General features: G+C 54.8%; 15 protein-coding genes and 1 riboswitch. Of the genes, 8 read left to right on the forward strand and 7 right to left on the reverse strand.

Annotation, left to right across the window (positions count from 1 at the left end):
* Positions 1-8 precede the first annotated feature (8 nt).
* Complete coding sequence (gene lexA, locus C7433_RS09695; protein WP_006121554.1) at positions 9-623, reverse strand: transcriptional repressor LexA; 615 nt, start codon at positions 621-623, stop codon at positions 9-11.
* A gap of 106 nt (positions 624-729) precedes the next feature.
* Entirely contained in the window at positions 730-1,098 is a 369-nt protein-coding gene (locus C7433_RS09700; RefSeq protein ID WP_006121553.1) for a diacylglycerol kinase, read from the reverse strand.
* 128 nt (positions 1,099-1,226) lie between these two features.
* On the opposite strand from C7433_RS09700, the gene plsB reads away from it, so the two are divergent.
* Positions 1,227-3,653 carry a glycerol-3-phosphate 1-O-acyltransferase PlsB gene (gene plsB, locus C7433_RS09705; protein WP_039339074.1) on the forward strand — a complete coding sequence of 809 codons (2,427 nt, stop codon included), beginning with the start codon at positions 1,227-1,229 and terminating at the stop codon, positions 3,651-3,653.
* A 101-nt stretch (positions 3,654-3,754) separates the two neighbouring features.
* Here plsB and ubiA read toward each other — a convergent pair whose 3' ends face one another.
* The 3 genes from ubiA to psiE form a co-directional block, all read right to left on the reverse strand.
* Positions 3,755-4,621: a 4-hydroxybenzoate octaprenyltransferase gene (gene ubiA / locus C7433_RS09710; protein ID WP_369974378.1), complete on the reverse strand. Its 867-nt coding sequence runs from the start codon at positions 4,619-4,621 to the stop codon at positions 3,755-3,757.
* Between the two features lie 29 nt (positions 4,622-4,650).
* Positions 4,651-5,163 carry a chorismate lyase gene (ubiC, locus tag C7433_RS09715; protein WP_006121550.1) on the reverse strand — a complete coding sequence of 171 codons (513 nt, stop codon included), beginning with the start codon at positions 5,161-5,163 and terminating at the stop codon, positions 4,651-4,653.
* 83 nt (positions 5,164-5,246) lie between these two features.
* Positions 5,247-5,657, reverse strand: a complete 411-nt coding sequence (gene psiE / locus C7433_RS09720) for a phosphate-starvation-inducible protein PsiE (RefSeq protein ID WP_006121549.1) — start codon at positions 5,655-5,657, stop codon at positions 5,247-5,249.
* A 574-nt stretch (positions 5,658-6,231) separates the two neighbouring features.
* Here psiE and C7433_RS09725 point away from each other — a divergent pair.
* Entirely contained in the window at positions 6,232-7,044 is an 813-nt protein-coding gene (locus tag C7433_RS09725) for an alkaline phosphatase family protein (protein ID WP_054688506.1), read from the forward strand.
* Between the two features lie 380 nt (positions 7,045-7,424).
* The gene (locus C7433_RS09730; RefSeq protein ID WP_110268109.1) at positions 7,425-9,050 is read left to right on the forward strand and encodes a Na/Pi cotransporter family protein; all 1,626 of its coding nucleotides are present in this window, start codon (positions 7,425-7,427) and stop codon (positions 9,048-9,050) included.
* A gap of 39 nt (positions 9,051-9,089) precedes the next feature.
* On the opposite strand, the gene panS is transcribed toward C7433_RS09730, so the two are convergent.
* A complete protein-coding gene (panS, locus tag C7433_RS09735; protein ID WP_033738950.1) occupies positions 9,090-10,022 on the reverse strand; it encodes a ketopantoate/pantoate/pantothenate transporter PanS in 933 nt (310 codons plus the stop codon).
* A 115-nt stretch (positions 10,023-10,137) separates the two neighbouring features.
* Positions 10,138-11,490, reverse strand: coding sequence for a lysine-sensitive aspartokinase 3 (gene lysC, locus C7433_RS09740; RefSeq protein WP_006121545.1), 1,353 nt, complete (start codon positions 11,488-11,490; stop codon positions 10,138-10,140).
* Positions 11,491-11,600: 110 nt separating this feature from the next.
* A riboswitch (Lysine riboswitch) is annotated at positions 11,601-11,794 on the reverse strand.
* A 399-nt stretch (positions 11,795-12,193) separates the two neighbouring features.
* Here lysC and pgi point away from each other — a divergent pair.
* The 5 genes from pgi (at position 12,194) to C7433_RS09765 (ending at position 18,314) form a co-directional block, all read left to right on the forward strand.
* The gene (gene pgi, locus C7433_RS09745) at positions 12,194-13,840 is read left to right on the forward strand and encodes a glucose-6-phosphate isomerase (protein WP_006121544.1); all 1,647 of its coding nucleotides are present in this window, start codon (positions 12,194-12,196) and stop codon (positions 13,838-13,840) included.
* Between the two features lie 558 nt (positions 13,841-14,398).
* Complete coding sequence (gene yjbE / locus C7433_RS09750) at positions 14,399-14,644, forward strand: exopolysaccharide production protein YjbE (RefSeq protein WP_006121543.1); 246 nt, start codon at positions 14,399-14,401, stop codon at positions 14,642-14,644.
* Between the two features lie 192 nt (positions 14,645-14,836).
* The gene (locus C7433_RS09755; RefSeq protein WP_006121542.1) at positions 14,837-15,484 is read left to right on the forward strand and encodes a YjbF family lipoprotein; all 648 of its coding nucleotides are present in this window, start codon (positions 14,837-14,839) and stop codon (positions 15,482-15,484) included.
* The gene (locus C7433_RS09760; protein WP_110268084.1) at positions 15,481-16,224 is read left to right on the forward strand and encodes a capsule biosynthesis GfcC family protein; all 744 of its coding nucleotides are present in this window, start codon (positions 15,481-15,483) and stop codon (positions 16,222-16,224) included. Before C7433_RS09755 ends, C7433_RS09760 begins: the two co-directional genes overlap by 4 nt.
* Positions 16,224-18,314: a YjbH domain-containing protein gene (locus C7433_RS09765; RefSeq protein WP_110268085.1), complete on the forward strand. Its 2,091-nt coding sequence runs from the start codon at positions 16,224-16,226 to the stop codon at positions 18,312-18,314. The genes C7433_RS09760 and C7433_RS09765 overlap by 1 nt, the downstream gene beginning before the upstream one ends.
* Positions 18,315-18,493 lie beyond the last annotated feature (179 nt).

Raw genomic sequence — 18,493 nt, forward strand, 5'->3', positions numbered from 1 at the left:
AAGAAGAGTTACAACCACTCACCGTTACGTACGATGCCAACCGCCAGACCTTCAACCGTCAGCGACTGCGCACGTGTATCGACAATGATAGGCTCAAAATCCGTATTTTCAGGTAACAGATGCACCACTGATCCCTGTTTTTTCCAGCGCTTCACAGTGACTTCGTCGTCAATGCGCGCTACCACCACCTGACCATTACGCACTTCCTGCGTTTTATGCACGGCCAGCAAATCACCATCCATGATGCCAATGTCTTTCATTGACATGCCGCTAACGCGCAGCAGGAAATCGGCAGAGGGCTTGAACATGTCTGGATCCACTTTGTAGTGGGTTTCGATATGTTCCTGGGCCAGCAACGGCTCACCCGCCGCAACGCGCCCAATGAGTGGCAGGCCATCTGAAGGTTCTTCTTCCATTAACAAACGGATACCGCGGGACGCACCAGAGACGATTTCAATCACGCCTTTACGCGACAGCGCTTTCAGATGCTCTTCTGCCGCGTTAGGTGAGCGGAAGCCCAGTTGCGCAGCAATTTCTGCACGCGTAGGCGGCATGCCCGTTTGATTAATGTGGTCGCGAATCAAGTCGTAGACCTGTTGCTGCCTGCTGGTTAATGCTTTCATCCCGCCCCCTGGTTGTTTATACAGTCGCTGTGAGTATATACAGGTATTGGTGAAATGGAAACCAAAAGTCAGGCCAAAATCAGTAATTTGACGGGAGATGGAATGCTTATCGCAAATGCGACCAAAGTAGCGTTCCCCAAACGAACAGGGCCAGTACTATTGCCAGCAAAACAGCGGCCGATCCCATATCTTTGGCTCGGCCGGCAAGAGGATGACGTTCCTGCCCTGTGCGGTCCACCACCGCTTCGATGGCGCTGTTCAGAACTTCAACAATCATCACCAGCATGACCGCGCCAATCATCAGGATGCGCGAAATAGTATCGACATCCAGCCAGCAGGCCAGGATAATTGCCGCCAGTGAAATTACGGCTTCCTGGCGGAAGGCAGCTTCATGCTGCCAGGCGGCGCGAAGACCTTGCCATGAGTAGCCAGCCGCTTTCACAATCCGGGTAATGCCGGTGACATTATTTGTCATGATAAAGGAACTCTTTTCAAAGGATTGACGTCAATACCGGGCAGCGCACAATTGTCGCTGTCACAGATTTTTGCTGCGCGTTCTGATATGCTTGCGCCGCTTTGCTAACAAGAGGCTTCATGTTGTCTATGTCAGGTTGGCGTAAAATTTTCTATAAATTGCTGAACTTACCCCTTTCATTTCTGGTAAAGAGTAAGGCCATTCCGGCTGATCCCGTCTCCGAACATGGGCTGGATCCTACCCGGCCTATTATGTATGTCCTGCCTTATGATTCAAAGGCCGATCTCCTGACTTTACGCGCGCAGTGCATCCGGCACGATCTGCCTGATCCGCTTATTCCGCTGGAGATAGACGGCGCCCTGTTGCCGCGTCATGTCTTTATTAATGACGGTCCGCGTGTGTTCCCCTATTTCGTGCCCAGCCTTGAATCGGTCAAAATCTTCCACGAGTATCTTGATCTGCACCGCAGCAATCCTGAACTTGATGTTCAGATGTTACCGGTTTCAGTCATGTTTGGCCGTGCGCCAGGTCGGGAAGTCCAGGGCGACGATCATCCGCCTCATTTGCGGCTCCTTAACGGCATTCAAAAATTCTTTGCCGTTCTCTGGCATGGCCGCGACAGTTTTGTGCGTTTTTCGCCCACGGTCTCCCTGCGTCGTATGGCGACCGAACACGGTACCGACAAGTCGATTGCGCAGAAGCTGGCTCGCGTAGCGCGCATCCATTTTGCCCGTCAGCGCCTGGCCGCGGTGGGACCGCGTCTGCCGGCTCGCCAGGATTTATTCAATCGCCTGTTGCAGTCGAAGGCGATTGAAAAAGCTGTGGAAGACGAGGCGCGTAGCAAGAAAATCTCCCATGAGAAAGCGCAGCAAAACGCCATTGAAATGATGGAAGAAATTGCGGCCAACTTTTCCTACGAAGCGATTCGTATCACCGACCGCGTGATGGGCTGGCTCTGGAGCCGACTCTATCAGGGGATCAACGTTAACGGCGGTGAGCGGGTACGTCAGCTGGCGCAGGACGGCCATGAAATTGTTTATGTGCCTTGCCACCGCAGCCATATGGACTACCTGCTACTGTCTTATGTGCTGTATCACCAGGGTCTGGTTCCGCCGCATATTGCCGCAGGGATTAACCTGAACTTCTGGCCTGCCGGGCCGATTTTCCGTCGTCTGGGTGCCTTCTTTATTCGTCGTACCTTTAAAGGCAACAAGCTCTATTCAACCGTGTTCCGTGAATACCTTGGCGAGCTCTTTACCCGCGGCTATTCCGTCGAGTATTTCGTGGAAGGTGGACGCTCACGTACCGGCCGACTGCTGGATCCGAAAACCGGCACCCTCTCTATGACGCTGCAGGCCATGCTGCGCGGCGGCACGCGACCTATTACGTTAGTGCCCATTTACATCGGTTATGAACATGTAATGGAAGTGGGTACTTACGCTAAAGAGCTACGCGGTGCGGCAAAAGAGAAAGAAGGCTTTATGCAGATGGTGCGCGGCCTGCGTAAGCTGCGCAACCTGGGCCAGGGTTATGTGAACTTTGGTGAGCCGTTGCCGCTGATCAACTATCTGAACAAGCGCGTACCGGAATGGCGTGAGTCTATCGATCCCATTGAAGCGCAACGTCCGGGCTGGTTAACGCCAACGGCCAATGATATCGCCGCCACCATCATGGTACGTATTAATGAAGCCGGTGCCGCGAACGCCATGAACCTGTGCGTAACGGCACTGCTCGCTTCCCGCCAGCGTTCGCTGACCCGTGAACAGCTGATTGAGCAGCTGGAGTGCTATACCCAGTTATTACGTAATGTGCCCTACTCGCCGGATGCCACTTTGCCTGACATGTCTGCGGAAGCGTTGCTGGATCACGCGCTGAGTATGAACAAGTTTGAGAGTGAGAAGGACAGCATTGGCGACATCATTATTCTGCCGCGCGAGCAGGCGGTACTGATGACCTATTACCGGAATAACATCCACCATATGTTGGTGATGCCCTCTCTGATTGCGGCCATCATCCAGCAGCACCGTAACCTGAGCGAAGCCGAACTGCTGCGCCAGGTCAGCCTGATTTACCCCATGCTGAAGAGCGAGCTGTTCCTGCGCTGGGGCAACGACCAGCTGCCGCAGCTGCTGGCTGACTTATGCCAGGAGCTGGCGCGCCAGGGACTGATTACCGTTGAGGCAGGTCTGCTGTCGTTCAATACGGCACGTTACCGTACGCTGCAGCTGCTGGCTGCCGGTGTACGTGAAACGCTGCAACGTTACGCCATCACCTTCTCGATTCTCAGCGCCAAGCCCACCATCAACCGCGGCACGCTGGAAAAAGAGAGCCGCACGCTGGCCCAGCGCCTGAGCGTACTGCATGGCATCAATGCGCCTGAGTTTTTCGATAAAGCGGTGTTCTCTACACTGGTACTGACCCTGCGCGATGAAGGCTATATCAGCGACAGTGGCGATGCGGATGTGGCGCAGACGCTGGCGACCTGGCACATTCTGGCAGAACTGGTCACCAGCGACGTCCGTATGACCATCGAGAGCGCCGTTGCACACAGCTAACGTGCTGGCATGACAAAAAAGGCGACCTGACTGGTCGCCTTTTTTATTGCTTACTGAACCTCACACTGTGCATCGCACTGGCGCTACGTTCGGTGCCTGCCCTATAACAGGTTTGAGAACGGCGGAGTATTCATTAACACGCCGAGAAACAGCACCAGCCCTACATAATTGTTATTCAGAAACGCCTGGAAACAGGCCTGACGCGCGCGCTTTGCGATCAGTTTTTGCTGATAAACAAATAAACCGCCCGCCAGTAACAGCATCCAGTAAAACGCCCCATTCAGATGCAGCCGTGTCCCTACCAGCGCCATCAGCCCCAGCGTCGCCAGTTGCAGCAGGCCGATAATCAATTTGTCGTACTGGCCAAACAGAATGGCTGTGGACTTCACGCCAATCTTCAGGTCGTCCTCGCGATCCACCATGGCATATTGCGTATCGTAGGCCACCGTCCAGCAAATGTTGGCGAGAAATACCAGCCAGCAAACCAGAGGTAAGGACTCACTAACAGCAGCCCAGGCCATGGGAATTGCCCAGCCAAATGCGGCGCCCAGGACCACCTGCGGCAAATGCGTATAGCGCTTCATAAAAGGATAAACCCAGGCAAGCGCCAGCCCGACAACAGAAAGCATAATCGTCATCAGGTTCATGCTTAGTACCAGGCCAAACGCGATCAGCCCCAGTACCACAAACAGCATTTTAGCCTCTTTCGCCGTGACAGCACCGCTGGCCAGTGGCCGGAGCTTTGTGCGTTCCACATGGCCGTCGACTTTACGGTCAGCATAATCGTTGATCACACAGCCGGCTGCACGCATGACAAATACGCCCGCGACAAACACGATCAGTACCGGTAACGGCGGCATCGCCCTGTTAGCCAGCCACAGCGCCCACAACGTCGGCCACAGCAGCAGCAGCGTGCCAATAGGTTTATCAATTCGCATGAGGCGGCTGTAAGCCTGCCATTTGGTCATTTGTTGTCTGTTTTGCACAGGTCAAATCCTTAACCCTGGTAACGGTAAACCGGCGACGCCGGTAAAAATAATTCGGTTAGTAGCAGGGGCTTCCCCGATAAACGCAGGCGCGACCGACGTCCCCACAGCGATTCAACGTTACCGGGCTCGATAAAATCGCGGGTCAGGGTTGAAGAGGAGAACAGGTAACGTCCCAGCGGTCGCGTTCCGAGCTGCTGCAACATCGCTTCGGGACCGTTCAGGGTGCTTTCAGGCACCAACGTGCGTCCCGCCAGCCAGGGTTGTTCGTCGCCATACAGGATCACTTCACGCAGCCAGAAGCGCTGATCAGCGGGTAACAGCGCACCTTCGTCACCTAATTCGTCAGCGTGGATAAACCCTTCACGAACGGGCTCCACCCTGACCTTCTGGCAATGCTGTTCGAAGCGCCTGGTCATAGAGTCCTCCTCCATCAGCCAGTCACGAAGTGATGGCGACAGAGCAGCACCGTCCAGCGCCAGCCAGTTGAGTGAACGTAATAAACGGAGCGGGTCTTGCGTCATGACACTTTCCCCCAAAAATTTTCAGGCAGGTAGTTTAGCGCAGAGCGATTCACGGCACACCCGTCCGTCATGCAAACGCGAGGTTATTCGCGCTTAAGCCGGTTACTGTTTGCCAGCCACAGGGTGATAACCAGCAGCAGAATAGCTGCCGAGTAGCACAGCGTATCAAAGGGATTTTTGTGGTCGACGATAATCAGCCTGATGATAGCCGTGATGCCGATATAGACGAAGTAGCGTAACGGGAAATGGTAACCCGACTGGAAGTACTTCACGATGAGGGCAATAAACTCAAAGTAAAGGAAGTAAATCACAATGCCTTCAATCAGAAGATAGGAGGACGCCTGCTCGCCCGTGCTGAACAGGACGTTGGCTAAATGGACCGTCTCTTTGCCCAGGAAGACCATTAAAATGAACGCCAGAATCAGCAATCCTGCATTCAGCACCCATTGCATCAGGCGCGCTATCTTTTGTGCTATCGGGTTTTTATCACTCATTTCACGCCTCGAAAATAAAGGGATGTTTTCTGGCGTTATCATGCTTTAGTGTGACGTAAATCACAATATAGCCGTCAGGCTTACTTAACAGCGTCTTTCAAACCGTCAGGCTGCGCGATGGAATGCCAGCCCCGGCATCCTCGGTATACCGCCGGGACCGTACGAACCTGTCTTTTGATGAAAGCCAACCGGACAGACCGATCACGTCGGCTGGCAGACCCACTCCGTCGCGCCGTCCTGTCATACGTTTTTCACATCCGACATTTACATTGGCTCGGTTTTTTTAACCCCGGCAGTCAGCTAGCGCCCGCTTTCATACCCGACCCAATGGATAGGCGTCCTGAGGCGGCACGTTGCGTTGGCCTCCGCGCAGCCAACAGCGGCGTTCAGGCCCGGCCAGGCTTAATCTGTCCCGCATTAACGGTTACGGGATTACGCCAAGTTAGTGTGCACTTACTCAAATATTAAGATGCGGCCGGACGGCGTTGCGCTGGCGGCGTTAAAACAGCCCGACGTCAGAGACGCAGACAAACGCCCCCTGTGGCGTGAAGACGCCGCAGCAAGAGAGGACAACATGAAAACAATTCTGGTGATTCTGGACGGCCTGAGCCATCACGTTGCCCATCATGCGATGGGTTATCTGCACGCAGAATGTGCGCAAGGTAAAGGGCATTATTATCATCTCACCTGTGCACTGCCTTCTCTGTCGCGTCCGCTGTATGAATGCATTCTGACCGGGGTTGCGCCTGTGCAAAGTGGAATCATCCACAACGGGGTAAACCGCCTGAGTCACGAACAGAGCGTATTTCACTATGCGCGTAATGCGGGCCTGACCACTGCCGCAGCGGCTTATCACTGGATCAGTGAACTTTACAACCGCAGTCCTTTCGAGCCCGCGCGCGATCGTCATACCGAAGCGCCGGCCCTGCCTGTCCAGTTCGGGCACTTTTACGTTGACGACAGTTACCCCGATTCGCACCTGTTTGAAGATGCCGAGAGCCTGAGGTTGCGGCACAACCCGGACTTCCTCCTCATCCATCCGATGAATATCGATTATGCCGGTCATCAACATGGCCTGTCCTCGCCCCAGTATCGTAACCGGGCACGCATGGCGGATGGTTACCTGTCGCAATGGATGCCTGGCTGGCTGGCAGAAGGCTATCAGGTGATGGTGACCGCTGACCATGGCATGAACGACGACCGCTCACATGGTGGCATGCTGCCGGAAGAAACGACCGTTCCCCTGTTTGTCTTTGGTGACGGGTTCTCGCTAAAGCCTGGGCTGGAACTGCAACAAACCGATCTCTGCGGCACGCTGTGTACACTGCTCGGCGTTCCTCATGACAAGCCGGTGCATCACGATCTGCTGGCACAGGTTTCGCTCTGACCCTCTTCCCGCTTCTGGCGGCAGGAATACAGTAAACTGCCGCCCCGGGTCTGGCGGGTTGGGCAAACGGCACAACCCGTCCTTCTGTTGCCGTTATTCCGCTGATCCCCTGCCGTACTGACTTTGTCGCCATGCCCTTCACTGACCACAGAAAAAAGCGCACCGGCCGCGCGCGGCGGGAAAGGTCCGCCTGAGGCCAGCCGGATTTGTCGTGAGGTATCCGCAGAGTGGTCTACATTTAAAGGGGCCGACGCTGCGCAGGTCATTTAAAACACTGGAAAAAAGTTCGCAACGTCCGGCAGCCATGTTCGCAGATTGCGCTCTCCATCAGGCTGGCAATCTGTCATGCCGTAAGCCTGATGGTTGAGGAGCAACGTTACGTGTTAACCCTGCTTAACTTACTGTCTGCCGTTGCGCTTCTGGTCTGGGGCACGCACATTACGCGCTCCGGCATTATGCGCGTTTACGGGGCCGATTTGCGCCGGGTGCTCAGTCGCAGCGTGGAAAAGAAGCCGATGGCGTTTCTTGCCGGTATCGGCGTAACGATGCTGGTGCAAAGCAGTAATGCCACCACGCTGCTGGTTACCTCGTTTGTGGCTCAAAATCTTGTCAGCCTGACACCCGCTCTGGTAGTGATACTGGGCGCTGACGTCGGTACGGCCATTATGGCGCGCGTCCTGACATTCGATCTCTCCTGGCTTTCCCCGCTGTTTATCTTTTTTGGCGTGGTTTTCTTCCTGAGTCGCAAACAAAGCCGGGCAGGTCAGCTTGGCCGGACCAGCATAGGTCTGGGGTTAATTCTGCTGGCGCTACAGCTGATTGTTGAAGCCGCCCGACCGATTACCCAGGCGGCTGGCGTGCAGGTTCTGTTTTCCAGTTTAACCGGTGACGTAATGCTGGACGCTCTGCTCGGAGCGGTCTTTGCCATTATCAGCTACTCCAGTCTCGCCGCTGTGCTGATTACCGCCACACTGACCGCCACAGGCGTGATCGCCTTCAAGGTGGCCCTGTGCCTGGTGATCGGCGCGAACCTGGGCAGCGGCTTACTGGCGGTTATTAACGGCAGCGGATCCAATGCGGCCGGGAAACGCGTTGCAATGGGCAGCTTTCTGTTTAAGCTGACGGGCTGTGTAATAATTCTGCCCTTTGTTGAAACCGTAGCGGGCTGGCTGGATAAACTGCCCGTTAATGACGAAGAGCTGGTGATCTTCTTTCACGTTTTCTACAACCTGTTTCGCTGCATTATCATGGTGCCCTTTGCCGATGCGATGGCACGCCTGTGCCATCGACTGATTGCGGACGATGCCGAAAGTGACGTCACGCTAAAACCCAGACACCTTGACAGCAGCGCGCTGGATACGCCCGCTCTGGCGCTGGTGAATGCTGCGCGCGAAGCGTTGCGTATGGGCGACGTGCTGGAGCAGATGCTGGATACGTTTCTGCAGGTGGTGCGCGGCGAGTCGCGGGCAGAACGCACGGTACGGCGGCTGGATGATGATGTGGATGTCCTGTATACCGCCATCAAACTCTATCTGGCGCGCATGCCGAAAGAGGATTTATCAGAGGAGGATTCCCGCCGCTGGGGGCAAATCATAGAAATGTCGCTGAATCTGGAGCAGGCCGGTGACATTATCGAGCGCATGAGCGGGGACGTCGCCGATAAATCTCTGGCTGCCCGGCGAACCTTTTCGCCCGAGGGCCTGAAAGAGCTGGAAGCCTTGCATGAGCAGCTTATCGCGAATCTACGGCTGAGCCTGTCGGTATTTTTATCTCACGATGTTACCAGCGCTAAGCGGCTACGCCGCGCCAAACACCGCTTCCGCCTGAAAATACGCCGCTATTCACACTCGCATGTTGATCGGTTACATCAGCAGAACATTCAGAGCATTGAAACCAGTTCGCTGCACCTGGGCTTGCTGGGCGATATGAAGCGTCTGAACTCGCTGTTTTGCGCGGTCGCTTACACGGTTCTGGAGCAGCCTGACGATGAGCGGGATTATGACTAAAGGAAGTGCGAAGGCCGTTTGGCCTGCGCACTGTGTCTCTCAGGGACGGGATGACGGCTTTTTATCTGTGGGCTTACCGGACCAGTAGCCCGCCAGCAGGGAACCGGAAAGGTTGTGCCAGACGGAAAACAACGCCCCCGGCAGTGCAGCCAGTGGCGAGAAATACAGTTTACCCAGCGTCGCCGCCAGCCCTGAATTCTGCATGCCCACTTCCAGCGCCAGCGTGCGGCAGGTGGATTCATCAAAGCCAAACAGCTTGCCGCCCCAGTAACCGCCGAGCAGACCAATGGCGTTATGTAACATGACGGCGGCGATCACCATCACGCCAACCGAGGCAATAAAGCTCTGGCTACCGGCGACCACAGCACTGATGATCAGCAGAATACACACCATTGAAAAAGCGGGAAGATAAGGCTCTACCCGACGAACCAGACCGTTAAACGTGTGGTGAATGATCAACCCTAACCCGATAGGGATCACGACGATCCTGATGATGCTCAGCAGCATACCGGCAACATCAACCTGAATATGCGTATCCACATAAAAACGGGTCAGCAGCGGCGTGGCAAACACACCAACCAGCGCGGACACCGAGGAGATGGTCACCGAGAGCGCCACATCGCCTTTTGCCAGATAAATCATTACGTTCGAGGCGGTTCCACTGGCAACGCTGCCCACCAGAATCATCCCGGCAGCCAGATCGGGCGGCATGTTAAACAGTTTTGCCAGCGCCCATGCCGCCAGGGGCATCACCAGATAGTGCAGGAATGTACCTGCAAGCACCGGCGCCGGACGGGTTAAGACGCGTTTGAAATCATTGATATTCAGCGTGACGCCCATACCGAACATAATCAGCATCAGCAGATACGCGACCCACGGGCCAATGCCCAGAAAGGTGGTGGGCGAGTAATAAGCCGCGACAGACAACAGGACGGCCCACAGGGGGAACAGACGGGTTAAGTTGGCAAGCATCAACAAACATCCTTTTAGCAAAATCAGCGACGTGCGTGGAATGATGTCCGGCGGCATCACAGTCGGTCAGTAAAAAGCCGGACAGGGTCCGGCTTTCTTTTGATGTCAGCGGCGCTTATTCAAACAAGTTGTGGTGCAGCGTACGCACCACACTTTCCGCATCGTCACCTGGCACCAGGAAGCAGAGGTTATAGCTGCTGGCTCCGTAGCAAATCATGCGCAGGTTAAAGGGCTCAAGTACGCCAAACACCTCTTTACCTACCCCACAGGCTTTCGACAGTTCATTGCCGATTATGGCCACCAGCGCCAGGTTTTCCTCTACTTCCACCCGACACAGGGATGAGAGCTCGGTTAACAACGCCTGGCTCAGCAGATGGTCGCCGGTTGAAGTCGAGCCGGTCGTATCCAGCGTCAACGCGACGCTGACTTCCGAGGTGGTAATCAGATCCACCGACACGTTGTGACGCACCAGGATATTGAACACTTCAGACAGGAAGCCCGGCGTATGCAACATATTCAGGCTGTGCAACGTGACCAGGGTTTGCTTGCGGCGCAACGCCAGCGCTCTGAACAGCGGCGGATTCGCCGTCTCATTGCACACGCGCGTACCGCCTGCTGCAGGATCTTTACTGGAGCCGACGAACACCGGAATGTCGCTACGGACAGCGGGCAGCAGCGTGGCAGGATGCAGAACTTTGGCACCAAAAGTGGCCATTTCAGCCGCTTCTTCAAAAGTGATTTCATCAATACGTTTAGCCGCAGGGACTACACGCGGATCGGTGGTGTAAATGCCCGGCACGTCTGTCCAGATATCCACGCGCGCAGCGTTTAATGCTTCACCCAGCAGGGCGGCCGTATAATCACTGCCGCCGCGGCCCAGCGTGGTGGTGCGTCCTTTTTCTTCGCTGCCGATAAAGCCCTGCGTGACCACCAGAGCGGCGGCAATGCGCGGCTGCAACTGCACACTGACCTGCTCGGCCAGTACGGCGACATCAGGCTCCGCACGGCCAAAGCGATCGTTCGTGCGCATGACTTTACGCACGTCAAACCATTCCGCATTGACCCCGCGCTCACGCAGGATCTCGACAAACAGCAGAGTCGACATGAGTTCGCCGTGGCTGACCAGTTCGTCGGTTAAGGCGCTGGAGGTGGCGAGAGCGGCGGCGTCAGACAGCATGCCGATATTGTCGATAATGCGGTCGATTTCATCGCGGATAACGTCTGGATTGTTCAGGCGATCGATGATGGCATATTGAATGCGGCGGATATCATCGAGCTGCGCCGCGCGTTGCGATGTCTCCTGACCTTCGGCAAGGGAGACCAGCAGATTGGTGATGCCTGCAGAGGCAGAAAGCACCACCAGCCGGGTATTGCTGTCCTGCAATACCACATCGGCGCTACGGTTCATGGCATCGAAATCGGCAACGCTGGTACCGCCAAATTTCGCTACATTCAGATTCAGAGACATTGTATGACCTCGTGTCAGGATACGTTGCCCTCACCCGTTAAGAGATGAGAAACAGTAATTCAGCCTAAGCACAAGGAAAGAGCAGAAACGGGTAAAATCGAATAGACGAGTCACCCAGAAGCGCTCCACCTTGCGAAACGTCCGACTGTGGACGTTTCTGGTGACAACCCAGGGGATTCAGCCCCTGTAGCCGACAGCCAACACACCGTGATGTTGACCACCTCGGCGTCGCTCCCCCTGATGTGTTATCTCTGGATACGGTTCCTCCAACACACTGCCTGGTCGACGCGCCTCTTCTGGCTTGCGCACAGGTGCGCAAGTAGCGCGCATAGATTTAGCGATTTCTGGCCCTGCTGTCAATGACCGTCACGGGACAATTTTTCATGCAGAGCGCACCGGATAACAAATTTTGCCTAATCTCTGCGACTACAGTGCTAAATGGCTTCAGCAACGTCGTCACATTCTGATGCGGCACAATGTTCGTGGGCTGCCGTTGCGCCATACTTTTCAGCCTTTCGCCCATGGAAACAGTCCGAATGATTGCCGCATCATCCACTGCGAAACGGGCTGTATTCGTGCGCTGACACCATCGCACTGACAAAGTTTTTCCTTTCAGTTGCAACTGTGGTCATACTGAAATGCTAACCGGGTACGATGCGACCCCGATGGAATGACGGTTCTTAATATCAACAAGAGTGTTGCCATGAAAAATATCAATCCGACCCAAACCGCAGCCTGGAAAGCGCTGCAAGAGCATTATGAACAGATGAAAACGGCGAAAATCGCCGACCTGTTTGCCCAGGATGCCGATCGTTTTGCTAAATTCTCAGCCACCTTTGACGACCAGATGCTGGTAGATTTCTCGAAAAACCGCATCACGCAGGAGACGCTCGATAAACTGCTGGCCCTGGCAAAAGAAACCGATTTAAGCGGCGCGATTGCGTCCATGTTCTCGGGCGAAAAAATTAACCGGACGGAGGATCGCGCCGTCCTGCACGTCGCCCTGCGCAACCGCAGCAATACGCCAATCAAGGTGGATGGCAAAGATGTGATGCCTGAAGTCAACGCGGTGCTGGCGAAAATGAAAAGCTTCTCCGAGCGCATTATTGGCGGTGACTGGAAAGGTTACACCGGCAAACCGATCACCGATGTGGTGAACATTGGTATCGGCGGTTCCGATCTGGGGCCGTTTATGGTGACTGAGGCACTGCGCCCGTACAAAAACCACCTGAACATGCATTTTGTGTCCAACGTTGACGGCACGCACATCGCCGAAACGCTGAAAGACCTCAGCCCCGAAACCACGCTGTTTCTGGTGGCGTCAAAAACCTTTACCACCCAGGAAACCATGACCAATGCGCACAGCGCACGTGACTGGTTCCTGAAAACGGCCGGCGATCAACAACACGTTGCGAAGCACTTTGCTGCGCTCTCCACCAATGCTAAAGCCGTGGGCGAATTTGGTATCGATACCGACAATATGTTCGAGTTCTGGGACTGGGTCGGCGGCCGCTATTCGCTGTGGTCGGCCATTGGCCTGTCCATTATTCTGTCGATTGGTTTTGAGAACTTTGAGCAGTTGCTGAGTGGCGCGCATGCCATGGATAAGCACTTCTCTACCACGCCAGCCGAAAAGAATATCCCCGTTCTGCTGGCGCTGATTGGTATCTGGTACAACAACTTCTTTGGCGCGGAAACCGAAGCAATCCTGCCTTACGATCAGTACATGCACCGTTTTGCAGCCTATTTCCAACAGGGAAATATGGAGTCGAACGGGAAGTACGTTGATCGCGCAGGCCAGCCGGTGACCTATCAGACGGGCCCGATTATCTGGGGTGAACCCGGCACCAACGGCCAGCATGCGTTCTATCAGTTGATTCACCAGGGCACCAAACTGGTACCTTGCGATTTTATTGCACCTGCCATCAGCCACAATGCCCTGGCCGATCACCATCCTAAGCTGCTGTCGAATTTCTTTGCTCAGACCGAAGCGCTGGCATTTGGTAAGTCACGCGAAGTGGTGCAGAAAGAATTTACTGATGCGGGTAAATCGGCGGAATCTGTCGCGCACATCGTGCCGTTTAAAGTGTTTGAAGGGAACCGCCCGACCAACTCAATTCTGTTGCGCGAAATCACGCCATTCAGCCTGGGCGCGCTGATTGCGCTCTACGAGCATAAGATCTTCACCCAGGGGGCAATTCTGAATATCTTCACTTTTGACCAGTGGGGCGTGGAATTAGGCAAACAGCTGGCTAACCGTATTCTGCCGGAGCTGGAAGATGACAGTAATATTACTAGTCATGACAGTTCGACTAACGCCTTAATTAACTGCTACAAGAAATGGCGCTAATCGTATAGTGACAGAGGCGGCCTGCCGGCCGCCTTTTTTTTGTCATCATGATCGGGCACGCTGCTTTTTATCTGAAAAGCCTGCTGGCAGACTGGATAATTCTTAAAATGCACTGCGGCAATTCTGAACCTCGCGCTGCGCAGAGCGCATCACCCTACTAAAAACCGGATCTAAAACGGTAAGCCAATGCTTCTTACCTCTTGTTTTATAAGGTGATTGGATTTCACGCTTATTCAGGTAATTCCGATTATTCTCATTCCGTACCAAAAGATACTAAATAAGTAGAAACCGCTTTGCTTTCCTCTTACTCACAGACAAATATCCGGCCTTTCACGGTAAATCCACCAATTTAAAATAAGTTAACGCTGAATCCGCTTAATTTGCCCCGTTTTTTTACGCGTCATTTACCAGGTTTTAAGACTACTCAACTCTGGTATTTTGTTGCCCTATACTGGACGCGCCCATAATGGGTCTGTCCTTCGGTTTGCGATAACCGTTTATTCTGTTTCGCGAATGTGTTGGATAGCAATCCTTCATTCAACCAATGTAGGTGTTGTTATGAAAAAACGCATGATTGCCGGTCTGGCATTACTCGTCGCCGTCTCTTCCAGCGCTTATGCGGCACCGGAAGAAGCTGGTGCCGCAGCAGGCGCACAGGCGGGGACAATCTCCGCAGGTACGACTACCGCTGTAGGTATCGGCGTGCTCGGCGCGTTAGTAGGACTCGGCGTTGCCGCTTCTGGCGGTGGTGACGGGGCAAATACGGGTACAACTACCACGACCACAACGGGCACCACACGTTGATGGGTACCCTGATTCTTTAGGCTGCAGCAAGGCCGCGAACGTGTGAGTCGTGATGCATTTACGCAGGTGAGTGTGTTGCGACGAGGACGCCAGCGTGTCGGCAGCTGAAAGAACAGAGGTATGGGAGCATTAATCATAACCACACATTCGTGTGGTTATTTTTACTTTGGCATCATTTATCAGGGACACATTGTGCGCCAACTTCCGCTGCTGCTCGTTTGCCTGCTGCTGCAGGCCTGTACACAAACGCAAAAAGGACTCGAACAGACGGTGATAATGGCCATCGAAGGGCCAAAAGATGTCACTGTCACGCCTCAGGAAATTGATGCGCTGCCCTACGCCAGCCTGTATGCACGCATTAATGACGGCCCACGCATTTTTGTCGTGCTGGGTTACAACGAAAACGGCCAACAAAAATGGATTACGCGCGACCAGTCGATGCTGGTAACGGCCCACGGCAGGCTGATTAAAACGCTGGGCCTGCCCGACAACCTGATGAACGTCAGTAACCTGCAACAGGATCCGCTGGCGAAAGGCCTGTCGCTGACCAACGGCCAGCACTGGACGCGGATTGTGCAGTGGACCGGGCAGGGCAAATTCCAGAGCGCCACCGTCAGTTCCACTTTCGAGCGTGGCGATGATGAAGTTCTGACGATTGCCGGAAATCGCATCCCCTGCCGCGTCTGGCATGAGGCGTTACGTATCGACAGCCTTGGCCGTGAGTGGCAAAACACGTTCTGGATCGATAACAGCAGCGGTCAGGTCGTGCAATCCCGACAGATGCTTGCTGCCGATACCTTCCCTGTTGAAATCACCATTCTGAAGCCGGCGAAATCATGAAAAAAATAACGCTATTGTTGGCAGGCGTGAGCCTGCTTACCAGTCTGGGTGCCCGTGCCGCAGGTCAGGTTACCGTCCATGCCCCGCAGGACACCGCCAGCGTGCAGCTCAATCAGGTCGAAAATCTGGCGCAGTTGGTGACGCAGCCCGCATTAATGGCCCAAACCGACTGGCGACGGGCCGTGATTGCTGAGCAGGGAGCGACAGCCCAGGCCCGGCAGCAGTATCAGCAGGCCCTGGCCGCGCTGCGTACCTGGCGGGCCGACAGCAGTGGTGAACAAGCCGCCGCCATTAACGCGGTGATTCGGCAGTTCAGCAACATGAAGGTGACGGGCCGTCAGTTCGTCACGCTGGATCCTGATCGCATCCGGCTGCATTCAGCAGACAACCGCCGCCTGGACGGGCGTTATGATCTCTATCTCACTCAGCCCAGTCATCATGTGCTGCTGCTGGGCGCGATTGCCGGAGCCGGACGCGAAGCCTGGCAACCGGGCAAGTCCGTGCGGGAATACCTGCGTGACCATCCACGGCTGGCCGGCGCAGAACGCAATTTCGCGGTTGTGATTGCGCCAGACGGAACGACGCAGAACGTCCCGATTGCTTACTGGAACCATCGCCATGTCGAACCTGAACCTGGCAGCATTATTTTTGTGGGCTTTTCCTCATGGAGCCTGCCAGACGCCTTTGACGATCTGAATAGCCGCCTTGTTTCTGTTCTGACTCACCGGATACCAGACTGATGAAAAAACGTTATCTTCTCAGCCTGTTGGCTGTTTCAGTAGCAAGCGCCTGCCAGGCGCAGGCGGAAATGTATGAGGCGCCCGTCACGCCGTCGCAGTCTGATTTCGGCGGCGTAGGGCTGATGCAGGTACCGACTGCGCGAATGGCAAGAGAAGGCGAATTCAGCCTTAACTTCCGCGATAATGACCAGTATCGCTACTATTCCGCCTCATTACAGCTTTTCCCCTGGCTGGAAACGACTGTGCGCTACACGGATGTGCGGACACGACGTTACAGTGCGGTAGAGAGTTTCAGTGGTAATCAAAGCTATAAAGATAAAGCCTTCGATCTGAAACTGCGGTTGTGGCAGGAAGGATACTGGTTACCTGAAGTCTCGTTCGGTACGCGCGATCTTGGCGGTACCGGCTTATTTGACAGTGAATATCTGGTCGCCACCAAAGCCTGGGGGCCCTTTGACTTTACGCTGGGCTTTGGCTGGGGCTATCTGGGTAACAGCGGAACCGTTTCCAACCCCTTCTGCTCTTACAGCGACAGCTTCTGTCAGCGCCCGGGCGTGGGACAGGCTGGCTCGATTAACGGTTCTCAGATGTTTCACGGCCCTTCTGCCGTGTTCGGCGGTATTGAATACCAAACGCCGTGGCAGCCGCTGCGCCTGAAAGTGGAATATGAAGGCAATGATTATAAAGATGATTTTGCCGGACGCCTGCCGCAGCGCAGTAAAGTTAACGTCGGTGCGATCTACCGCGTAACTGACTGGGCGGATATCAATGCCAGCTATGAGCGCGGCAATACCTTTATGTTCGGCTTTACCATCCGGACTAACTTTAACGATATGCATCAGGATCATATCGACAGCCCTAAACCGGCCTATGATCCGCATCCGCAGCCGAAATTGCTGGAGACCACGGTGACAGGCAATCAGCTGTCTGCGCTGAAGTACGACGCAGGCCTGACGGGCCCGAAAATCCAGACCAAAGGCAATACGCTGTATGTATCGGGCGAGCAGACCAAATATCGCGATACCCGAGAAGGGGTCGACCGCGCCAATCGTATCATCATGAACAACCTGCCGGACGGCATCGATACGATTAACGTCACAGAGTCGCGCTTCAATATGCCGCAGGTGACGACAGAAACGTCCGTTGCCAGCCTGCGTAATGATCTGACTGGCTACCCGTTAGGACATGAGCAGTCTCTGCAGCAGGTACGCAAAAATCCGGTCGATCCGGGTCAGACCGAGCAGGGGATGTTTATTCGCAAAGATCGCCTGGATTACGGTCTGTCTCCGGTACTCAATCAGTCTGTCGGCGGCCCGGAGAGCTTTTATCTGTATCAGGTCGGCGTCATGGGCAACGTCGATTACTGGCTGACCAATCATCTGCTGGTCAGTGGCAGCCTGTTTGCTAACGTGGCAAATAACTATAACAAATTCAACTACAACGGTGCCCCCGCCGATTCCACCCTGCCCCGCGTGCGTACGCATATTCGTGACTACGTTGAGAACAACGTTTACGTCAACGATCTGCAGGCTAACTACATGGACTATCTGGGCAATGGTTTCTACGGCCAGGTCTATGGCGGCTATCTGGAAACCATGTACGGTGGTGTCGGGGGCGAAGTGCTTTATCGTCCGGTGGACAGCAACTGGGCGGTGGGCGTAGACGCCAACTATGTGCGCCAGCGTGACTGGAACGACATGATGCGGTTTACGCATTACGAAGCCCCGACCGGCAACCTGACAGGTTACTGGCGGCCGTGGTTTGCGGAAGATGTGTTGGTTAAGGCCAGTATCGGCCAGTATCTGGCGAAGGATAAAGGCGTCACGCTGGATGTCTCTAAACGCTTCGACAGCGGCGTCATGGTCGGCGTCTATGCGACCAAAACCAATGTCTCCTCTCAGCAGTACGGCGAAGGCGACTTTACGAAAGGTTTCTACATTTCCATCCCAATGGATCTGTTTACCGTGACGCCAACGCGTGGCCGTGCGCAGATTAACTGGGTTCCGCTCACCCGCGATGGCGGTCAGATGCTGGGACGCAAGTACCAGCTGTATGACATGACCTCGGATCGCGATGCGCGGTTCAACTGATAAAGAGGGCAGCCTGCGGGCTGCCTTCTTTTTTGTCTGCGTCGTCCTCAGCTGAAAGGCCCGCGCGCCACGCCGCTCACCAATGTGTTTTTACAGCCGCATAATCTTCCACCCGATCGCGCTGGCTTTGCGCCACCGCAACATAGCGGCTGGCAGGATGACTAAAATATCTGCCTCAC

Origin of the sequence: Pantoea sp. PNA 03-3 (genome assembly GCF_003201175.1) — a bacterium.
GTDB lineage: Bacteria > Pseudomonadota > Gammaproteobacteria > Enterobacterales > Enterobacteriaceae > Pantoea > Pantoea stewartii.

Excerpts from the sequence above, each read along its gene's own strand:
- panS (WP_033738950.1), bottom strand. The coding sequence starts at position 10,022 with ATGCTTGCCAACTTAACCCGTCTGTTCCCCCTGTGGGCCGTCCTGTTG.
- C7433_RS09760 (WP_110268084.1), top strand. The coding sequence starts at position 15,481 with ATGAAAAAAATAACGCTATTGTTGGCAGGCGTGAGCCTGCTTACCAGT.
- yjbE (WP_006121543.1), top strand. The coding sequence starts at position 14,399 with ATGAAAAAACGCATGATTGCCGGTCTGGCATTACTCGTCGCCGTCTCT.
- C7433_RS09765 (WP_110268085.1), top strand. The coding sequence starts at position 16,224 with ATGAAAAAACGTTATCTTCTCAGCCTGTTGGCTGTTTCAGTAGCAAGC.
- ubiC (WP_006121550.1), bottom strand. The coding sequence starts at position 5,163 with ATGACGCAAGACCCGCTCCGTTTATTACGTTCACTCAACTGGCTGGCG.
- pgi (WP_006121544.1), top strand. The coding sequence starts at position 12,194 with ATGAAAAATATCAATCCGACCCAAACCGCAGCCTGGAAAGCGCTGCAA.
- lysC (WP_006121545.1), bottom strand. The coding sequence starts at position 11,490 with ATGTCTCTGAATCTGAATGTAGCGAAATTTGGCGGTACCAGCGTTGCC.
- plsB (WP_039339074.1), top strand. The coding sequence starts at position 1,227 with ATGTCAGGTTGGCGTAAAATTTTCTATAAATTGCTGAACTTACCCCTT.
- C7433_RS09725 (WP_054688506.1), top strand. The coding sequence starts at position 6,232 with ATGAAAACAATTCTGGTGATTCTGGACGGCCTGAGCCATCACGTTGCC.
- lexA (WP_006121554.1), bottom strand. The coding sequence starts at position 623 with ATGAAAGCATTAACCAGCAGGCAGCAACAGGTCTACGACTTGATTCGC.
- ubiA (WP_369974378.1), bottom strand. The coding sequence starts at position 4,621 with ATGACCAAATGGCAGGCTTACAGCCGCCTCATGCGAATTGATAAACCT.
- C7433_RS09700 (WP_006121553.1), bottom strand. The coding sequence starts at position 1,098 with ATGACAAATAATGTCACCGGCATTACCCGGATTGTGAAAGCGGCTGGC.
- psiE (WP_006121549.1), bottom strand. The coding sequence starts at position 5,657 with ATGAGTGATAAAAACCCGATAGCACAAAAGATAGCGCGCCTGATGCAA.